At 36.8% G+C, this 19,853-nt stretch carries 15 protein-coding genes; 13 read left to right on the plus strand and 2 right to left on the minus strand.

Going from position 1 to position 19,853, the window contains the following annotated elements; all coding sequences use genetic code 11:
- Positions 1-254: 254 nt before the first annotated feature.
- From BM380_RS05705 to BM380_RS05765, 11 genes are all read left to right on the plus strand, one after another.
- The gene (locus BM380_RS05705; RefSeq protein WP_090493446.1) at positions 255-851 is read left to right on the plus strand and encodes a restriction endonuclease subunit S; all 597 of its coding nucleotides are present in this window, start codon (positions 255-257) and stop codon (positions 849-851) included.
- Positions 851-2,125: an N-6 DNA methylase gene (locus BM380_RS05710; protein ID WP_090493448.1), complete on the plus strand. Its 1,275-nt coding sequence runs from the start codon at positions 851-853 to the stop codon at positions 2,123-2,125. Before BM380_RS05705 ends, BM380_RS05710 begins: the two co-directional genes overlap by 1 nt.
- 88 nt (positions 2,126-2,213) lie before the next feature.
- Positions 2,214-3,851 (plus strand): class I SAM-dependent DNA methyltransferase, encoded by a 1,638-nt coding sequence (locus BM380_RS05715; protein ID WP_090493450.1) that lies wholly within the window; start codon positions 2,214-2,216, stop codon positions 3,849-3,851.
- Positions 3,851-5,026 (plus strand): restriction endonuclease subunit S, encoded by a 1,176-nt coding sequence (locus tag BM380_RS05720; protein ID WP_090493452.1) that lies wholly within the window; start codon positions 3,851-3,853, stop codon positions 5,024-5,026. Before BM380_RS05715 ends, BM380_RS05720 begins: the two co-directional genes overlap by 1 nt.
- Positions 5,023-7,737 (plus strand): TrlF family AAA-like ATPase, encoded by a 2,715-nt coding sequence (locus BM380_RS05725; RefSeq protein WP_090493454.1) that lies wholly within the window; start codon positions 5,023-5,025, stop codon positions 7,735-7,737. Before BM380_RS05720 ends, BM380_RS05725 begins: the two co-directional genes overlap by 4 nt.
- Before the next feature lie 12 nt (positions 7,738-7,749).
- Positions 7,750-7,947 carry a hypothetical protein gene (locus BM380_RS05730; RefSeq protein ID WP_090493456.1) on the plus strand — a complete coding sequence of 66 codons (198 nt, stop codon included), beginning with the start codon at positions 7,750-7,752 and terminating at the stop codon, positions 7,945-7,947.
- Positions 7,948-7,954: 7 nt separating this feature from the next.
- Positions 7,955-9,658: an AAA family ATPase gene (locus BM380_RS05735; RefSeq protein WP_090493458.1), complete on the plus strand. Its 1,704-nt coding sequence runs from the start codon at positions 7,955-7,957 to the stop codon at positions 9,656-9,658.
- Positions 9,648-10,517: a hypothetical protein gene (locus BM380_RS05740; RefSeq protein ID WP_090493461.1), complete on the plus strand. Its 870-nt coding sequence runs from the start codon at positions 9,648-9,650 to the stop codon at positions 10,515-10,517. The genes BM380_RS05735 and BM380_RS05740 overlap by 11 nt, the downstream gene beginning before the upstream one ends.
- 8 nt (positions 10,518-10,525) lie before the next feature.
- Positions 10,526-13,711, plus strand: a complete 3,186-nt coding sequence (locus BM380_RS05745) for a type I restriction endonuclease subunit R (protein WP_090493463.1) — start codon at positions 10,526-10,528, stop codon at positions 13,709-13,711.
- Positions 13,712-14,778: 1,067 nt separating this feature from the next.
- Positions 14,779-15,612 (plus strand): AAA family ATPase, encoded by an 834-nt coding sequence (locus tag BM380_RS05760; protein WP_090493469.1) that lies wholly within the window; start codon positions 14,779-14,781, stop codon positions 15,610-15,612.
- A 61-nt stretch (positions 15,613-15,673) separates the two neighbouring features.
- On the plus strand, positions 15,674-16,528 hold the full coding sequence (locus tag BM380_RS05765; RefSeq protein ID WP_090493470.1) for a hypothetical protein: 855 nt from the start codon (positions 15,674-15,676) through the stop codon (positions 16,526-16,528).
- Positions 16,529-16,557: 29 nt separating this feature from the next.
- Here the strand turns inward: BM380_RS05765 and BM380_RS18240 are convergent, their stop codons facing one another.
- Complete coding sequence (locus tag BM380_RS18240) at positions 16,558-16,791, minus strand: hypothetical protein (RefSeq protein ID WP_139232427.1); 234 nt, start codon at positions 16,789-16,791, stop codon at positions 16,558-16,560.
- A 432-nt stretch (positions 16,792-17,223) separates the two neighbouring features.
- Positions 17,224-17,616, minus strand: a complete 393-nt coding sequence (locus BM380_RS05770) for a hypothetical protein (protein WP_090493472.1) — start codon at positions 17,614-17,616, stop codon at positions 17,224-17,226.
- A 558-nt stretch (positions 17,617-18,174) separates the two neighbouring features.
- Between BM380_RS05770 and BM380_RS05775 the strand changes: the two genes are divergently transcribed.
- Both BM380_RS05775 and BM380_RS05780 read left to right on the plus strand, forming a co-directional pair.
- Positions 18,175-18,465, plus strand: coding sequence for a helix-turn-helix domain-containing protein (locus BM380_RS05775; protein WP_090493474.1), 291 nt, complete (start codon positions 18,175-18,177; stop codon positions 18,463-18,465).
- Positions 18,455-19,747 (plus strand): type II toxin-antitoxin system HipA family toxin, encoded by a 1,293-nt coding sequence (locus tag BM380_RS05780; protein ID WP_090493476.1) that lies wholly within the window; start codon positions 18,455-18,457, stop codon positions 19,745-19,747. The genes BM380_RS05775 and BM380_RS05780 overlap by 11 nt, the downstream gene beginning before the upstream one ends.
- Positions 19,748-19,853: the final 106 nt, after the last annotated feature.

Below are 19,853 nucleotides of genomic sequence, written 5' to 3' on the forward strand. Positions count from 1 at the left end.
GTTGACGAACCGTGTCGGTGTAGTAATCATGAAAGCCTTTAGCGCAGCATTTAATAATCGTTTGCTAACTTTTCATTACTCCCATATTAATCATCATAGATTCAATAAGATAACAAAATAAACCCAATCAACAACACATTCGTACTCACAATACGATTCAATTAAATTAAAAAAACTACTTGCTTTAACTTGGTTTGATGGCTAATATCACCTCAACAACCTAACTCGTAGGCTGAAAACGAAAGGAGAATAACATGAAAACTATCGAGGTGTTATGTAATGAATTAACCACTGGTGCAACAAACGCGCTATTCGAAAAGAATGAAAGTAACTCTGAAGGCGCTATGCGCTTGTTAACAGGTAGCTCTGTTAATCTAAATGGTGAAATTATTGATCAACAGCTTAGTGAAATAATAATAAAGAAAGGGAAGGATATTCAGCGTTTCCTATTAAAAGAAGGGGATGTGGTGCTTCTTGCTAAAGGTAACTCAATAAAGGCCGGTTATGTTACTAAAGCTATTGCCGACCTTAATGTTATTGCCTCAGCTAACTTTATTTTACTTAGACCAAATAACAATGAGTTACTTGGAGAAGTGCTTGTAGCTTACTTTAACTCATCTGTTGGTCAAAGCCAGTTAGATACGATCAGCACAGGTGCAATAATTACAAATATAAGCTTATCAAGTATCAAAAAGTTAGTGATTGAGCTACCAGGGTTGAATAAACAAAATGAAATTGCAGAACTATTTCATGCTAGCAACCAGGCTTATCAATCAACACTTAATTTGGCAGAGCAACAAAAGAAAGTTTCAACGGCTTATATTACCCAATTAATTAAAGGAGCTAAGTAATGGAGAATTTAACAAAACAGTTAAGGAATCTAATTGATAATAGCCGTAGCTCAATGGAAGTGACACACATATTAGAATTGGTTACTTATGTTGCTTTTATTGCAAAGGAAAACTCTGAGTCATTCGAAGTAATCGTGAATAGCGGTCATGCTAAACAGTTAGATATGCTAATAGAAGCTGGAAAAGCGTTAGAGGGGAATTATCCAGCTGAGATATGCTCAGCGCCAGAGCAATATCGAATTGACGTGAAGATAATCAACCTTGTCGTCTCTTTCATCGCAGCCATTTCAAACTTTGACACCCTTGCTAAGGCTTTAAGAGAAATGAATGCACAAGTACTTGGAAGGTTTTCAGGAGATTTAACCAACCTTAATATAGAAAGGATATTTTCTGCACTAGTTGGTGATTGCAGTAGCAAATCCTTGTATGACGGAGCATGTGGTTTAGCAAGAGTAGCATCTAGCTTAAATTCAGAAACTCTTTGCTTAGAAGAAAAGAATCGCAGTACTTATATCTCTGCTTATCGATTACTCGCGCTTGAAAATAAACATTTCAATTTGGCGAATACAGACTCACTTTTAGAGTCAAATTTTGGATTAGACAAACAATTTGATTTAGTTGTTATGGAGCCGCCAATGGCTCAGAAATTTGGTGCAGATGAACGGCGCATGTTAATAGGTGCTCCTTTTATCGCAGTGCTTAAAGATAAGCCAATATCGGCAGCTGCTGGTGATAGCTTATGGATACAACAAGCCTTAAGTAAATTAAATGAAACGGGTAAAGGTTACATTTTAATACCCCAAGGTTTTTTATTCCGAGGCGGTTACGATGCAAAAGTAAGAGAGCATTTGCTAGAAAACGAATTACTGGAAGCTGTTATTGGCTTGCCCGCTAATGTTCTAAATGGCACAAGCATCCCCCCTGTTATTTTGGTGCTTAATAAAAACAAACCAGCAGGTTCTTCAGTGGTATTTGTGGATGCCAGTGAAATAGGTAAAAGCAACAAAAACAGAATAACTATTTCAGAAGAAGACGCAGTGTTAATAGCAGATTTAGCGGCAGGAAAGCTAGCTGACGACGATCGTTATAAAGCCGTATTTATGCCTGAAATTAGAGAGCAAAATAACGAACTCAATATTTCACGTTATATTATTAAAAACGTTGAAGTTGAGGAGTTAGATGTTGAGCAAGAGCTACAAATACTAAATAACTATCAAGTTGAGTTTGAACAATCTCAAAAAACGTTGAAATCACTACTGGCTAAATATCAATAAGATAGTCGTACTGTTCAGTTTGTATATAAGTAAACTCATATTTGATACATTACCCTACATAAAGGGAATTATAAGAAGGATTATAAAAATGGCAGATTTTAAAAAGATAGAAGAATTAGAAAAACGTTTATGGTCAGCAGCGGACTCATTACGCGCTAACACAGGCTTAACAGCTCAAGAATACTCTCGACCAATACTGGGTTTAATTTTTCTTAAGTATGCAGAGTACCGTTTTACTCTGGCAAAAAGCAAGATAGAAGAACAGTCTAGCTCTCGCCGTCGTGGCAGTGGCGATATAAAGTCTAAAATCCAAGCTGAAGGCGCAATGTATGTGCCCAGTGAAGCGCTCTACTCTAACCTACTAGCACTCCCTGAAGGCTCTAATATTGGTGTTCAGGTGAATGATGCCATGAAAGCGCTAGAAGCTGACAACGAAGCAATTAAGGATGCACTACCTAAAACCTATACTCGCTTTGAAAACGACATGCTCAAGAGTTTACTTAAAAACTTTAATGACATCGATTTCACTCTTGGCTCAGACATATTTGGCCGTATTTACGAGTATTTCCTTAATGAGTTTGCCAAAACTGAAGGCCAAGGCGGTGGTGAATTCTTCACTCCCTCAGCATTAGTAAAGTTAATCACAGAAGTGATTGAACCTTACCACGGTAAAGTGTTTGATCCTGCTTGTGGTAGTGGTGGTATGTTTATCAGCTCTGCCGACTTTGTAGCAAAGCATAATAGAGATGCATCAGATGAGTTGTCTGTATTTGGGCAAGAAAAAACAGGCGATACGGTTCGTTTATCTAAGTTAAACCTTGCTGTACATGGTTTGCAGGGCGATATCCGTGAAGGTAACTCTTATTATGAAGACCCGTTCGATTTAGCTAAAGGTGAAGTAATTGACGGTAAACAGTATGGTCAGTTTGATTTTGTAATGGCTAACCCACCGTTTAATGTTAACGAAATCCAAAAAGACCGTTTAGAAGGTGATATACACCGTTTCCCTTATGGCATGCCACGTAATGACAATGGCAACTACCTGTGGATTCAAATGTTTTACTCAGCACTTAACCAGAAAGGTCGTGCCGGTTTTGTTATGGCAAACTCAGCCAGTGATGCCCGTGGCTCAGAGCAGGAAATCCGTCAAAAGCTGATTGAAGAAGATGGTGTTGATGTTATGGTGGCCGTTTCAAGTAACTTCTTTTACACCGTAACTTTACCATGTGCCTTATGGTTTTTAGATAAAAACAAACCCGCGCATAACAAAGATAAAGTATTGTTTATCGATGCTCGCCATATCTTCCGCCAAGTGACTCGTGCTGTGCGTGATTACACCAGCGAACAACTTAACTTTATCGCCAATATTGTGCGTTTATACCGTGGGCAAGAGATTGATAATACTTACCTAGAAACACACCCCGATGCTGACAATGACGGTAATTATTCGCTTGAAAGTTTCTTTAAAAAAGAGAGTGGCGAACTAACTTATCAAGATATCGCTGGCTTATGTAAAGTCGCCACTAAAGAAGAAATAATTGAACAAGGTTATAGTTTAAACGCTGGTCGTTATGTGGGTGTTGCTGAAGGTGAGCAAGAAAGTGATGAAGACTTTGTTGTTAGGTTAACAGCATTACAAGAGGAGTTAGAAGTCTTAAATGCTGAAGCGCATGAATTGGAGGCTTCAATTTCAGAAAATGTTGTTGGTCTTTTGGAGGGATTATAATGACTCTTCAAATTGAATCACTAAAAATCAAAGATTTAGGTAATGTTATAACTGGTGGTACACCACCAACTAAACAACGACACTATTATGGAGACAAGATTCCTTTAATAAAGCCAACAGATATGGTTCTAGGTCAGCGATATATTGGAAATACGGAAGAGAGTCTTTCGGATGCGGGGATTGCGAAATTCAAGAATAAACTCGTCCCAGCTTTTACTCCTTGCGTTGTAACAATAGGGACAATAGGTAAATCTTGCCTTACAAAAGAAAAAAGCCTAGTAAATCAGGCTGTGAATTGTGTTGTTGTTAATACTAAAAAATTCGACATCATGTACATTTACTATTTATTACAGCTCACAATTCCAACTGTAAAATCATTAAATAGCGGTACAGCCTCAGGTCGCGAAAATGTAAGTAAAAGTGTTTTTGAAAACATTGACATTAAAGTTGTTTCAGATATTCAGGCTCAAGTCCTTATCGGAAAGTATCTATCAAACTATGACTCACTAATCGAAAACAACAACCGCCGTATCGCTATTTTGGAAGACATGGCGCAATCACTTTATCGCGAATGGTTTGTTAACTTCCGCTACCCAAGCTACGAAGATAACTTTGATGCAGATGGCAAACCAAAACTCATTGACTCGCCACTAGGTCAAATTCCTGAGGGGTGGGAAGTTAAAGAGTTTTCAGAATCATTTGACTTTTGGAATGGCAAGAAGTGCGCTAAATCTGTAGTTGGTGAGTTTGACCTGTACGGTGCTAACGGTATTGTTGGTAAGGCAGAGGGATGGAAATATGAAAATGCTGTAATAATAGGTCGTGTTGGAGCTTATTGTGGTGCAGTTGAATATTGTTTCAATAGGTTTTGGGGGTCAGATAATACTATTATCGCTAAATGTAAATCGGAAAATAATATTTCATATTTATTCTTACTGCTAGAGTACTTCAACTTAAATAAATATGCCGGAGGCTCAGCCCAGCCGCTTTTGACTCAAACAACGTTAAAGCAGTTAAAGTATATCGCCCCACCTGAAGGTTTAGTTGAACAGTTTGAGTTAATTGTTCATAAGCTTTTTGAGAATGTGGTTAACTTAAAGAAAAGAAATCAAAACCTCAAACAACAGCGCGATATGTTGTTGCCTAAATTAATATCAGGGAAGATAAAATTATGAGTAATGAATACTTAGGAAGTCGTTGGTATAAGTTTGATTTTCATACGCATACACCAGCTTCTTCAGATTATAAAAAGCCAGAAGAGACTGAAACTGATTGGCTCAAAGCATTAATGGTAGAAAAAATTGACTGTGTAGCTATTGCAGATCATGTATCTGGTGGTTGGATTGATAGATTAAAAGCGACATATGCTGAACTTGATCAAACTGCCGAATGGTATCGACCAATTTGCTTATTTCCTGCATGCGAAATAACGATAAGCACAGGGCAAAAGCGTGTTCACATGCTTGCTGTTTTTGATCCTGCTTGTGATTCAGCAAAAATTTCTGCTGTGTTAGGACAATGTGGTATTACAACCGGTCATGGCAATGCAGAGGCAACTTTTACAACCGCTTCTATTGATGGCGTTATTGATATTGTTCAATCAGCAGATGGTGTTGCTATTCCGGCTCATATTGATCGCGCTAAAGGTTTACTGCATGGTGTTACTAAAACTAACCAAGAAATTGAACATTGGGTTAGTAAGATTGAGGCAGCTGAGTTTATTGACTTAAACTTTCTAGGTACTGTCAACCCAGAACTAGCTCGCGCTTGTTCTCATTTAGCTAAATTGCAAGGGTCTGATGCTCACGAATGCTCCCGTTTAGGAAAGCGATATTCTTGGATTAAAATGAGCCAACCATCAATTGGTGGTCTTAGGCTTGCATTACATGACCATGATTTCTGTGTTGAAAATTGTATTGATGATCCTAGCTCTACACCTGATTTATTTTTAAAAAGCTTGAATATTTCACAGATGCAGCATTGTGGGAGATTTCCTGGTCAGCTAGCAACCTTTGATTTACACCCCCTTTTTAATGCGGTTATAGGTGGACGTGGCTCAGGTAAGTCTACATTTATTGAGTCTGTGCGATTGGCATTAGGACGGGAAAATGAAGTATCAGATCTTCCGCAGATTCATGAAGAAATTTGCTCTTTTAAGAATGGTGTAACCAAAGCTGATACTGAGATTTGTGTTGAGTTACAACGAAGAGAAGAGTCTTATCAATCAATATGGAAATATAATACAGCGCCATATATTAATAAATTACAAGAAGGTGGTTGGGCTGCTGATAACGGAAAACCAAAAGAACGTTTTCACGTTAGCTTATATAGCCAGAAACAGATTAATGCACTGGCTAGCAACACCAATAGTTTATTAGAAATTATTGATCGTTCGAACGAGGTTAATTTTTCTGCATGGAAGTATCAGTTTAATGGCGAATTGAATAACTTTCTGGAGCTTTGCCGTGAAGTACGTCAGTTACAGGGGCATTTGGATAGTAGAGGCACTCTTGAATCACAGAAAGACGATTTAAATAGCGATATCGAAAGCTTTGAACGAGGTGGTCATAAAGATATATTTAATGCTTATCAAACCTATACCCTTGAGAAGCAAAAAGTTGAAAAGTCAGCAGGTGTATCTGGACTAGTTGACTCTATAGATGACATGTTATCAGAGGAATTTACTGAGCTGACCTTAACAGAGGAAGGTGAAGATAAACCAGATTATGTGACAGAGCTAGAAAGAATACAGGCAACATTCAAAGGTGATTTGGTAGCAGTTCAAACACAATTGGCAAATTTAAAAGAATTAGTAACGAAAGCTGAGCAAGATCGTGAAAAATCGATTAGCGAATCAAGTTGGTTTAGCAAAGGTGTTGAAACAACTCAACAATATGAACAAGTTGTACAAGAATATGCAGATAAAGGGGAGGAATTAAACCCTGAACAATATGAGGCTTGGCTTACTCAAAGAAATGAGATCAATACTCAATTAGAAGAGTTAGAAACTGTACAAGTTAATCTAACAAGTAAAAAAACTTTACGTGATTGCTCACTTAAGAAGTTATTTATACTGAGAAGACGATTACAAAGAAAGCGTCAAAAATTCATTCAAAACGTTATTGGTGGTAATCGTTATGTCAAAATGAAACTTTTGCCATTTGCGAATAAAGCCAATATTGAAGAGCAGTTTAGAAGGCATATTGGTGTGGAGAGTAGTTTTTCTACTTCTATTTACCAAGATGATCAAGCGAACAGTCTGCTGTTTAAATTGATTTCTAGTGATTTAACTTTGAAAGGTACTGCGAGTGAAACTCACGAGCTAAAAAATGCAATATCTGACTTGGTTTTAGGAGAAGAAGTAGCGCAATATCGAATTGATAATCGCTTAAAGAGTTCACTTGTACAAAAACTTTCACAACAGCCTGAAGTTTTTGACCGCTTAATGACTTGGTGGCCTGATGACCAACTTGTTGTAGAGTATGCAAAAGATATTGAAAAAGCTAAGTTTGAAAACATTGAAAAAGGTTCGGCAGGACAAAAAGCGGCTGCTATTTTAGCTTTTTTACTCAGTCATGGTAATAATCCAATTATTGTCGACCAACCTGAAGATGACTTAGATAACGCGTTAATTTATCAACTTATTGTATCGCAAATTCATGAGAACAAAAAACGTAGGCAGATTATTATGGTGACACATAACCCTAATATCGTTGTCAACGGTGATGCTGAGTTTGTAAATGTTCTTCACTTTCATGCTGGCCAAGTTCAGGTATTGAAAGCTGGGGGCTTGTGTGAACAAGAAATCAGAGATCATGTATGCAATATAATGGAAGGTGGTGCGACTGCTTTCGACAAAAGATACAATAGATTAAGAGTGCAATAGGTAAAGGACGATATGACATACACGGAAGATGCTTTAGTAGAACAACCTGCGATTCAATTATTCTCAGATTTAGACTGGGAAACCCGCAATGATGTTGTGCTATTCGCAAGGTTACAAACTGCGTTACTAAAGCTAATTAACGATAAGCGCTTTATTCCTTTGATTAAAAAGAAAATAGTTGACGCTAAAGCTATGAAAAAGGTTGAGTAGTTAATCTATGAAAATTATTTACAACCCTAATAGAAACTGGAAGCAGAACCCTCTTAAGCAGCCAAACGAAGAAAATTATATTTCTTTAAGTGGAAATAACTTCAATGATTATGATATTGCTAAAACAACTCTAAATACTTTAGTTGTCTTGAATGGTAAACCTTCGCCTGTAACTCAAGGTATCAAAATTCTCATTGAGGATTGTTATTATACAACAGAGAAATTAGATGAGTTGTGTAATGCCGGTTGGGATGGCATTTTTCCTATACCTGATGTTAATTATATTTCTTTAGCTACTGACATAGACTTTTATAAAACTTTAATTGAACACTTAAATATTCAGGGAGGTTTAGAGGTTCTAAAAACCTTGAGGGACGTAGGTTACTTAAAGTATATAGTTAAAGAATCGACCATTGATAAGCTTATTGAGTCCCCTGCATTTTCCGCCTCTTTATTACGTGACAGCGGCAGCAATAAGGCTTATCAAGATGGTTGGCGTTTATTTCAAGGTATAGATAGTCAAATTCGAGACTTTCAATTAAACATACTAAGTCACGACGCGGATAAAAAAACTATCCCATTTAAGTTTGAGTCGAAGCTTTTACCATATGATATTAATATACTTATCGGCCCCAATGGTATTGGAAAATCATACTGCTTAAAATCACTAGTTGAATATTGGTTAAACATAGGAATGGGGCATAAAGATGCGCTGGAGAACTCGGGGCATCAGCCTTTTGATGTCAGGCCTAATATCAATAACTTAATATTAGTTTCATATAGCCCATTTGAAGAATTTAACCTTACAAATACTAAAAAAGAAATCAATAAATCAGACGAAAGTGGTTATTATTATTTTGGTTTCAGGCAAAGGCGTAAAAATGGCTCTATTGGTATTAGTCGTGATCTACCAAAATTTGATGCAAGTTGTTCAATTATCAACGCTATCTTTGAAGATGATAAATTTAGAGGTGAAAGTTGGTGGATAAATAAATTTTACTCCATTGAATTAGCTCTAAAAAACGCTTTAAATGTGGATTCGCTAGCTATTAAAGCAAATGAGGAAAAAGTTGAACAAATAAAACAGAAGTACCCTGAACTTATAAACAAAGATAATTATATTAGCCTTAACAACGAACTAGCAAATAAAATTTATGAAGACGAGCTGAAGAGTTTGTGTCGGCTAGAAGATGGTATTAAATTTATAAAAGATGGGGAGATAAAAGAGCTTAGTTCTGGTCAACGTTTATTTAGCTATATAGTTATTAATGTTGTAGGTGCTATTAGAGAGCACAGCTTAATTGTAATTGATGAACCTGAATTATTTCTTCATCCTACTTTAGAAATAGAATTTATAACTCTTCTTAAAACAGTATTAAAGCCTTTCAAATCGAAGGCTATTCTTGCTACACACTCAGTTTCTGTTGTTAGGGAGGTACCATCGGAGTGCGTCCATATATTTAGAGATGAAGGCTTTGGCCTAGATATTATCCATCCTCCATTCCAAACCTTTGGGGGTGATATACAAAGGATATCTACGTATGTTTTTGGAGAAAACTCTGTAACCAAACCTTTCGAAGAGCTTTTGGATAGTCTTGTTAAAGAGCACGGAAGTGAGCTGTTAATTAAAATGTTGAGGATAGAAAAAAATCTTTTAAATGAAGAAATGCTCATGGAAATAATGAACCTAGGGCATAAATATGGTTGCTAAACTTAATTTGCCAAATAATTGTTCTTTAGATATTTTAAGAGAAATAATTGTAGAACGCCGGGAACATAGACCATTACAAGCTTTTTATGACGATATCAAACCATCTTTGGAGTTACAATTTTCTGAATATGTGTCTAAAAAAGGAGACCCTGCCTTTATCAAGCCTTTAGATTTATCACAATTCACTATAGATAAAATTGAATCTGAAAAGCGAAAGAAAACACTTATAAACCTTTTCAAACCAAAAAATCACCAGCTACCATATCTTATATTGGATATGATGCGAAATGATCACGGTTTATTATGTTGTCCTAGCTGTGGTGAAGATGGCTCACCTGGAACCTTAGATCACTATTTACCTAAAGATATATTCCCTGAACTGTCTATTTGCTTGGCTAATTTGACGCCAATGTGTAATCACTGTCAAAAAGCTAAACTAACAGCTTATATGACAGAAGAAGGAGATAAAGCGTATTTTCATCCATATTTTGATGAAATAAACGATAGTTTTTTTAGAGTGATTATAGAAGAACCTTTTAATGCACCTTCTTTTAAATTGCAAATATCTAATGCCCCTAAAGATATCGAAGGTTTGTTGGAGCTTCATTCTAAAGGCATTAATTTAAAAGAACGATTTCATAAGTTTTGCAAAACAAAGCACATACACTTAATGAAATTAATTGCAAAAAAAAGAAGAAACAAACAATTACAAAGTGCAAAAGAGTTAATAGAAAATTATATTGAACCAGAGTTAGAGAAATCACTAAATTCATGGCCTGCAATTTATTATCAGTCAGTATTAGATGCACCTGCATTTTTAGATTATTTAGATAACGGAAAGTTACCAGATAATATATAGAGATAAATATGACATACACGGAAGATGCTTTAGTAGAACAACCTGCGATTCAGTTATTCTCAGATTTAAACTGGGAAACCATCACTTGCTGGAGAGAAGTTTTTGGCTCAGTTGATGATGAGTCATTATTGAATAACCCTCTATTTCTTGGCAGGGAAACACGCAATGATGTGGTGTTGTTTGCTCGCCTAAAGGCCGCGCTGTTAAAGTTAAATCCTGATATTAATCGGCTGATTATTCAAGAGGCCATCGATGAAATAGTGAGAGATAGAAGCGCTATGACATCTGTTTCAGCAAATGAAGCAGTTTATGAGCTTCTAAAAAATGGGTATGTTTACAATGGCGATGTTGAAAGTGAAGACGACTGTGTTATTCGTTACGTTGACTGGGATAACACTAGTGAAAATGATTTTCTGTTATGTAGTCAAATGAGCATAGCGGGCGAACTATATACTCGACGTCCAGATCTATTGGGTTTTATTAACGGAATACCATTTTTATTTGTTGAATTAAAAGCAAGTCATAAAAATTTATTTACAGCTTACAAAGATAATCTTTCAGATTATCGGAAGACAATTCCCAATTTATTCACCTATAACCAAGTAATCATTCTTTCTAATGGTGCGCAATCAAAAGTTGGCTCTATTTCAAGCCAGTGGGAGCACTTTGCTGAATGGAAGAAAATTGAAAGTGAATCAGAACAACGTAAAGTAAGCTTAGAAGTTGTTATACGTGGTGTGTGTGAGCAAAACCGATTACTCGATATTATTGAAAACTATATATTATTTGTAAAAACGAAGCATACAATGAAAATTATTGCTAAATATCATCAATATATTGGGGTGAATCAGGCACTTTTGGGTTTGACAAATATCAAAGAACGGTCGGGGCAGTTAGGTGTTTTTTGGCATACGCAGGGCAGTGGAAAAAGCTATTCTATGGTTTTTTTCTGTAAAAAAGCGTTTCGAAAATATACAGGTAACTGGACGTTTGTTTTAATTACAGATAGAACAGACCTTGATGATCAAATTTATAAAACCTTTAATGCTGCTGGTATTGTTACTGAAAATTGCCAAGCCGAGACTGGGATTCAATTAAAGGCATTACTTAGTGAAGATCATCGTTTTGTTTTTACCTTAATTCAAAAATTTAAAGGTGATGAAAAAGGTAATTATCCAATATTGTCTGAACGTGACGATGTTATCGTGATCACGGATGAAGCCCACAGAAGCCAATACGACTCCTTAGCAATGAATATGCGTAGCGCTATGCCTAACGCATCGTTTATGGCATTTACGGGTACGCCATTACTTGCAGGAGAAGCTAAAACACAAGAAGTGTTTGGTGATTACATTAGTATTTATAATTTCTCTGATGCAGTTGGTGATGGTGCAACGTTACCTTTGTATTATGAAAACCGTGTGCCTGAAGTTTCATTAATAAATAAAGATATCGGTAGTGAAATTATTGATCTTTTGAGTGATGCGGACTTAACAGATGAACAAGAAATTCGTTTAGAAACTGAATTCTCAAAGGCCTATCATATTATTACACGCGATGATCGTTTAGAAACTATTGCTCAAGATCTCGTTGAACATTATATAAATCGCTCGCCTTTTGCCGGTGGAATGCTTGGTAAAGCAATGGTTGTATCTATTGATAAAGCTACAACCATAAAAATGTATGACAAAGTTCAATATGCGTGGCAAATTAAGTTATCAAGTTTAAAGTCACAAGCCAAGTATGCTAAAGGCAGTCGTTTAAACAAGTTAAACTTTCAAATAGAGCACATGGAATCAACAGATATGGCTGTTGTTGTTTCTGTTGGTCAAAATGATGATGAACGTTTAGAAAAAAAAGGATTAAATTATAGATACCATCGAGAGCGTTTTGTTAAAGAAAAAATAGATCTAAAATTTAAAGACCCTGAAGATAATTTACGAATAGTATTTGTTTGTGCAATGTGGCTAACAGGTTTTGACGCACCTTCTGTTTCGACCCTTTATTTAGATAAACCATTAAAAGGTCACACATTAATGCAGACTATTGCCCGTGTTAATAGAGTTTATGAAGATAAGTCTGCGGGTCAAATAGTCGACTACATTAATATTTTTAGCTCCCTGCAACAGGCACTTGGTATGTATGGTGGTGGTATTGCAGAAGGCAATGCTAATTATCAAATAGACAGCCCAGCAATAGATAAATCAGAGCTGGTTGCTGCACTTGGAATTGTTACTGGCGAGTTACAAGTATTCTTAAACTCAATAAATATAGACTTAGCTGAAATTATATCTTCTTCGGCAGAAGGTTTTACCAAATTAACATTGTTAGATAACGCCAGCGAAATACTGCTTGAACCGAAAAATAAAGAAGAATTTACGTCTTTTGTTAGGCAAATTAACCGTATTTTTAAGGCCATTATGCCTGACGATAGCGCTAATCAATATGTACCTAATCGTATCGCTATTAATATAATTTACTCTCAAATGCGTTTGAAATCTGGTTTATCAATTGATGATGAAGATGTATTGGATGTTGTGCGTAACCAAGTTAATGACTTATTAGATGAATCAATTTCCACTATTAAAATACAAAGCAACCTGCCAGATCCCATAAACATTGCAAATATAGACTTTGATGCTTTAGCGACAATGGCTTCATCGATTGAGAAACCGAAACAATCAGATGCTGAGAAGCTTAAAAACCTAATTGAGCGGAAATTGCAGCCAATGGTGCTTAAAAACAAAACGCGCCAAGATTTACAGCAAAAGTTTTTAGATTTAATTGAAGAATATAATTTAGGTGCATATACCGCAGAAGAATTTTTTAATCACCTGAAAGGGTTTATTAATGAATTAGAGCATGAAGAAAAGCGTACTGTTCGGGAGGGATTAGCTGAAGAAGAGTTAGCTGTGTACGACTTGATGATTCAAGATGCACCACTAACAGAGAAAGAGCGTAATCAAGTTAAAGAAATAGCTAAAGAATTAACAGGAAAAATGCAGGAAATACTGGTAATTGATTGGCGAAAAAAGCAGCGAACTAAAGCTAGAGTTAAAAATATGATTGAAGAAGTATTAGATAACTTACCTGACTCATACGATGACAACTTATGGCCAAAAACCTGTAGCGAGGTTTATATGCATATTTTTGAAAAATACCCTGGTCAAGGCCAAAGTGTTTATTCTCATTGAGATAGTTGTGATGCAAGATGAATAACGTTAGCTCTTACAGATGGCCTCAGTTTGCTGTAACAGATCTCACGTAGGTTCTAATCTTTCCGATATTTTTTCTGATGGCCGAATTCGTTAATCTTTTTTTCAATTGGGTCAAACACACCACTCTTAAATTCGCAGTACCTTTGGCAGGGCATGTATAATCAGCTTTAGGTGAATTTTTACTCTTTAGTTTCTTTGATAACCAGAAGAAAATAAACAGCTGGGAAGTCCTTAAACCTTCTCTCCTTTTTATAAAAAGTTCATTAATAAGTTTAATTTTAAGGCGCTTTTGTCTAAAAGACGCTCTTATAAAACGCATTTTTCGGCACGAAAAACTGCAAAAAAAAAGGCGTCTCAGAATGAGGCCAACAAGCGCGTAATGTGGCATAAGCGAAGCTTAGGACACATGGAGACAGCGCGAATGTACAGCTGGTCTGTACTAACCGCGATAGTGTTTCGCATCAGCGAAATTCGATTAAAATTTGGCACAAATTGATATCGAACCATCTATTTTCGTAGAAAATAAAAGCGAAGAAAAATGCGGATAATGGGGCACCCATTGCATTGTCAGGCGCGGCAGTATGGCGGTTAGTACAGAGCGTAGTGAGGTGCATTCGCGCTGGGTCTACAACGCTAGCGCGATAGCGCGTCGAGTCAGCTCGTTGCGGAGCAACACCAGAGCTGGCGTGCGTTTTAGGCCCAATGGTTGAGTAGCGCAGCGACGAGACCATCCGCTGAAAGCGGCTTCTCTTTAATGGTTTAATCCCTTGTTTCATTTAAAGTGAAAACGCACAACGTCTTGCAATGAATACCGTAATATTTTTGCCTAATTGAAATAAAGAATAACCTATAAAGTAAGGCCTCCTCTTTAAGAGGAGGCCTTACTTTATAGGTTTAATTCACACAAATTTTCTACGTTTAAAAAACAAAATTAAAAAAATTAAAAATAAATTGGATAATTTTACTTAAAACGCAATTAGTTCGTTTTTCGACATCCTATTTAGAAATTCCGAAATATCGCAATTTTATAGGAGTTTATAAATATGAATGACCAAAAACATACCCAACAATTTACACAAAGCAGTGAATCAACAAACACACCTAATCCATTACATCAATTAAGAAAAGCCGATAGCGTGCTTAGTATTGTTCAGGCCGATATTCCTCAACCATGCATCATTGTACCTTCAATATTAACAGCCGGAGAGGCTACACTGCTTGCTGCCGGAGCTGGCTCTGGAAAAACCTATATATCTCAGTATATCGCAGCGTGTGTTGCTGCTGGCACTACTAGTTTTGGTAATGAGCCGTGCGAAGCTAAAAAAGTTTTGTATATTGATGCTGAATTAGGTTTGCATCAGATACAAACACGTTTTGCCAATATTTTTAACGCGATAGGCGCTTGGCCTGGTGACCAATTATTTAGAGTAATTCATAGAAAAAGTATTCCAGGAGGAATGCCCGACCTCGCAACACCTGACGGTTTTGATGCACTCGCCAGTGATATTGAATGGGCCGATGTAGTGATTTTCGATAACCTATCCGCACTGTATACATCCGCAGAGGAGCTCAATCAAAACGACTGGAACTACTACAACAAATGTATTGATGCATTACGAAACGAAGAAAAGGCAATTTTGATACTGCACCATACAGATAAAACAGGCAAAAACTACCGAGGCCATACCGAGATTGCGCGTGCAGTTGATAATGTGCTCATTGCAGCAAAAGATTTAAAACTGAGTACTAACGCAGTGACTGTGGTTGATATAGCGCAGTCTAAATCACGAAACGGCGCCAGTAGTGAAAAGCTTATGAGTATCGCGTTTGGTGATATATATAACGATGGGCAATTTTTGATGGTTCGCGCTAAATAAGCAGTCAATTTCGCATACTCGGGAGTTATATAAATTATGACTCCTGATTAAGTGAACTCAAATGCAAAAAGATAACGACTATGCTCACCAATACGCCCGCTATTTTGACATTGATATGCGATATAACGTAGGTGCTAACAACTATCAAAAGGGTGTAAACCGTACTGCTCTAACAGTCCTTATTGCGGTCAGGTTTTCTATTGTCGCGCCAGTGATTATTCGCTGGTTCTATAATATTAGTCAACCTCAAGCGCTTGCCCATTTAAATAAGTTAGTAGACGAAAAGCTGTTAACGATGGTCCCTACACACAGAAGTCCTGATGGGCGGGTTTATATTCCAACTTACTCAGGAGCTAAGTATGCACAGGAGCAAACCAGTATTGATTATTACTTTCGCTCAAAATCAAACCCCGCACTGCAGGTTAACCACAATCACATAATGCACGACTTAATGAATACATTTATTGCCCTTCGCGGATTACATAACCATACCTCAGACGGCATTTACAGGCCGCTATGGACAGGATTTTTATCTGAGCCAGAATTTAAACGACTTTATAATCAAAGCAGTGCGCGAATTGTAGACGGTGTGGCCGTATTACCGGATAGAACCGTCGTTGCTATCGAAATTGAAAACTCATTTAAAAATAAATCGACGCGTCAGACTATCCTGCTCAAATACCTCGACTCACTTAAAGCAGGCCATTACCAACAGGTATTTATATTTTCACAATCTACGCAAATATTTGATGATATAAAAAGATTACACACCCAGTTACTGAAAGAGCTCCCAGAGCGAATAAATAAGAAGACCCAACAACCATTTATGACTCACGAAGACGCTGAGTTACTAGAATCTGCGATTGTGTATCGCACAAAATTTTGTGATGAAATTACCGCCCTATTCTATTCATAAGAAAGAGCATCAAAATGATGCTCTAGAAGTTAATGGCGATTAGACCACTGCGCAATAATATCCAATGTCAAATGGCTTACGTAACACGCTAAAATCAATAGTACATACGAGTTAGCTGCCATATCTGTAATTAATGGTATATCACAGACCTTTTTGTAATGAAGCCAACCCGATAACGCAAATGTGTAGCCGCTTATGGAGCACACATCTGAGAGTGTTCGAACTATCACCCCGAACTGCCATTTTATTGGTTTATTTTTCATAATATCTCTTATGTATATGACCTATTTTAATTAGGTATGCACAACTAAGAGGCATTGTTGATATTTCGCATAGAATATCAAAACGATAAAATTTGAATGTAAAAAAGGAGTGAATATTATTCACTCCTTTTTATTTTTAACCTGTCTACATTAGGTAACTAAGACCGCGCATTCGGGCCCTGCCGCCAAAACAATCGCTATATTGTTTTCTCCCTACATAACCCTGTACGTCATACAGAGTATGAATATTCATTTAAATGCAGTGAATCACCACAAAGGCTCTTCAGGTAGGTAAGCCTGTTTAGCGCCAGGCTCGGTGCAATTTTTTGGAGTAATGAACATGCAGTGTGTAACTTATTTTTGGTTCTATACATATAACTAGTAGCGTTGCAGGGAAATAAAAAAGCGAACCACGTGGTTCGCTAAAGGTTTTTAGGTATTTTCTAATATATCTAACCAATGGCACTCTGTAGCTGCAAAATACTCATTCGGTTTTAGCATAAATAGTTGCTCAAATTCTGCAGTAAACAACCCACAAAATTTTGTTATTTCTTCAATATGTATGAGTAAAAAAGCATACATCTCAATACCTTCCAAATACCTCCCCGAGAACTCAGGGTTAGCAGCTAACAACTGTTGAGAAATACTAATACCCAGCACACTCCCCACGCTATCTCGGTGTAAATAAATGTAGTTTGTGAAGCCCAACTCTTTCGTTTGCTTATCAATTACATCAGCTAACAGCAAAATGGTGGAAGCATCCTCCCAGGGGGATTTACTAGCGCGTACATATTGACGTATAAACGGTAACTTTTGATCTTTCATGATTTTTCCTAATTATTTGTCCTAAAACTAACTAGGCATAAGTGAGGAGAAAAATTGAAAGGTAATAGATAAACGACGTAAATTTGCAAAACACCTGAAAAACATTAATGTTAAGTTACTATTTCAAATATTGAGAATCTAAGATGAGTGATTTTATATGGTTATTACCAGCTGCTGTGTTGACGATAATTCTAATTAAGCTTATTAAACAAGCTAAAAAAGTAGATTAAGTAAAAAAAGACTTAACTTTTTATATAACCGCCGGTAGTTAAAGTGACCAATAAGTCACTTTAAGACCTTAAATGCGGCTTAATGTTCCCTAAAAGGCACTTTATTGTGAAAAGTGAAAAACACAAAAATGCGTTTTAATTTTTTACGCTTCTAATTTGATTTACACTCTATTGTATAAGGAACCTGAACAAAATTAGCCAGTATCTACTTTGCTTGGCATTAACACGTATCAAACGCTTTACTCGCAACAAAATAGACACTATAGTATCCATTAACCCTATTTAAAACCCACTTTAGATACACACATGTCTTTTTTGAGGTTCTATTATTAATTATTTATTATTAAGCGAAGGTGATGTGCAGCTAGCTTTTGCTGAGCATCTAAAAGAACGCCGCAAAAAAGCAAAGATGTCACGTGAGGCGTTAGCTAAAAAAAGTACGGTACCTGCTTCTACAATAAAAAAGTTTGAGGTTACAGGACTTATTTCATTCAGGCAGCTATTACTTTTGTGGCAATCTCTCGACGATTTGACTCGTTTATATGAATTAACAAAAGCGCCAACTCAAGGTAAGAATGCGCCAACGTCAATTGCTCAGGTATTAAACAATGGCCTTTAAACCCATAGAAAAGCTAGAAGTAAAACGTACACTGTCAGACTCAACAGAGTTAAAGGTTGGTGTACTTGCTCAAAATAGACAAGGTGTTTACTTTCAATTCGATCAAGGCTATATAGACACATATGGTAATCTTTCGCCATTTTCACTCGCCTTCAATAGAGATGTTCAGTTAGCACCCAAAAGCCCACATAATGGATTGCATGGGGTCTTTTCTGATTGTTTACCTGATGGGTGGGGGCTATTACTACAGGACCGTGTATTCAGACAAAATAATATAATGCCTAACTTTGTTACAGCAATGGACCGCTTATCTTTTGTTGGCCATTCGGCTATGGGAGCATTATCGTTTACACCTGAAACTCATTATGATGGCACAAATGACGATGAAGCTGGTCTTGCTACATTAGGCCAACAAGCCCAAGCAATATTTGACGGACAAACAGAAGAAGTACTTTCTGCGTTAGTGGCTGCTGGTAGCTCCGGCGGTGCACGCCCAAAAGCCCAAATTTATTTTTCTGACAATAATATACAAGAATGTAGAACAAAACCTAAAACAGGTGATGATGCTTGGTTAATAAAATTCACATCCAAAAACCTCGCTTTAGGACATGAGGAAGGGTTATGTGAAGCTGTGTATTTGGATTTAGCTGAACAAGCGGGATTAAACCCTCCTCAGAGATTACTGGTACCCGCCCCAGAAGGGACCGGTGCAAAGCAATGGCTTGCCCTAAAACGATTCGATAGGTTTAAATTAATGGGTAATAAAATGGGCTGCAAACATATGCATAGTGCATGTGGCTTGCTTGATGCTGATTTTCGCACACCTACATTAGATTATGAAGATTTAATTAAAGCGAGCCGTGTTTTATGCAAATCACCTGCTGCAGGGCAATTACAATTTCGTCGGGCTATGTTTAATTTATTTAGCTGTAACCAAGACGACCACAGTAAAAACTGGGCTTTTTTACAAGAAGATTCTGGTGAGTGGGATTTAGCGCCTTTTTATGATGTCACTTTTAGTCCTCACCCTTTTAATGAGCATGCTACTTCGTTTGCTGGATTTGGAAAAAACCCGCCACTAAAAGCGATTCAAAAGCTAGCTTCTGCTGCTGGTTACGCAAATTGGAAGCAGGTACAAGTTATCATATCTGAAATAGCAGAGATTATTTTAAACTTTAAAAACACAGCAAAAGCGCTCGACGTAAATAAGCAAACGATTAGTTTAATAGAGCAACAGCTTGATAATACGTACGCCATAAATAAGCATTTAATAGGCAGTTAATTGTATTAAGCTAATAGTATTGATTTATTTATAACTCTAAAAAGGCAGCGGCAACTTTATTTCTAATTGACATTTCTAATTGACATTTCTAATTGACATTTCTAAT

This window comes from Pseudoalteromonas sp. DSM 26666 (assembly GCF_900116475.1).
In the GTDB taxonomy this organism is placed as follows: Bacteria; Pseudomonadota; Gammaproteobacteria; order Enterobacterales; family Alteromonadaceae; genus Pseudoalteromonas; species Pseudoalteromonas tetraodonis.

What these genes read in the sequence shown, in the direction of transcription:
- BM380_RS05730 (WP_090493456.1), top strand. Translation starts at nt 7,750, where the DNA reads ATGACATACACGGAAGATGCTTTAGTAGAACAACCTGCGATTCAATTA.
- BM380_RS05720 (WP_090493452.1), top strand. Translation starts at nt 3,851, where the DNA reads ATGACTCTTCAAATTGAATCACTAAAAATCAAAGATTTAGGTAATGTT.
- BM380_RS05765 (WP_090493470.1), top strand. Translation starts at nt 15,674, where the DNA reads ATGCAAAAAGATAACGACTATGCTCACCAATACGCCCGCTATTTTGAC.
- BM380_RS05760 (WP_090493469.1), top strand. Translation starts at nt 14,779, where the DNA reads ATGAATGACCAAAAACATACCCAACAATTTACACAAAGCAGTGAATCA.
- BM380_RS05705 (WP_090493446.1), top strand. Translation starts at nt 255, where the DNA reads ATGAAAACTATCGAGGTGTTATGTAATGAATTAACCACTGGTGCAACA.
- BM380_RS05715 (WP_090493450.1), top strand. Translation starts at nt 2,214, where the DNA reads ATGGCAGATTTTAAAAAGATAGAAGAATTAGAAAAACGTTTATGGTCA.
- BM380_RS18240 (WP_139232427.1), bottom strand. Translation starts at nt 16,791, where the DNA reads ATGAAAAATAAACCAATAAAATGGCAGTTCGGGGTGATAGTTCGAACA.
- BM380_RS05770 (WP_090493472.1), bottom strand. Translation starts at nt 17,616, where the DNA reads ATGAAAGATCAAAAGTTACCGTTTATACGTCAATATGTACGCGCTAGT.
- BM380_RS05710 (WP_090493448.1), top strand. Translation starts at nt 851, where the DNA reads ATGGAGAATTTAACAAAACAGTTAAGGAATCTAATTGATAATAGCCGT.
- BM380_RS05735 (WP_090493458.1), top strand. Translation starts at nt 7,955, where the DNA reads ATGAAAATTATTTACAACCCTAATAGAAACTGGAAGCAGAACCCTCTT.
- BM380_RS05740 (WP_090493461.1), top strand. Translation starts at nt 9,648, where the DNA reads ATGGTTGCTAAACTTAATTTGCCAAATAATTGTTCTTTAGATATTTTA.
- BM380_RS05745 (WP_090493463.1), top strand. Translation starts at nt 10,526, where the DNA reads ATGACATACACGGAAGATGCTTTAGTAGAACAACCTGCGATTCAGTTA.
- BM380_RS05725 (WP_090493454.1), top strand. Translation starts at nt 5,023, where the DNA reads ATGAGTAATGAATACTTAGGAAGTCGTTGGTATAAGTTTGATTTTCAT.
- BM380_RS05780 (WP_090493476.1), top strand. Translation starts at nt 18,455, where the DNA reads ATGGCCTTTAAACCCATAGAAAAGCTAGAAGTAAAACGTACACTGTCA.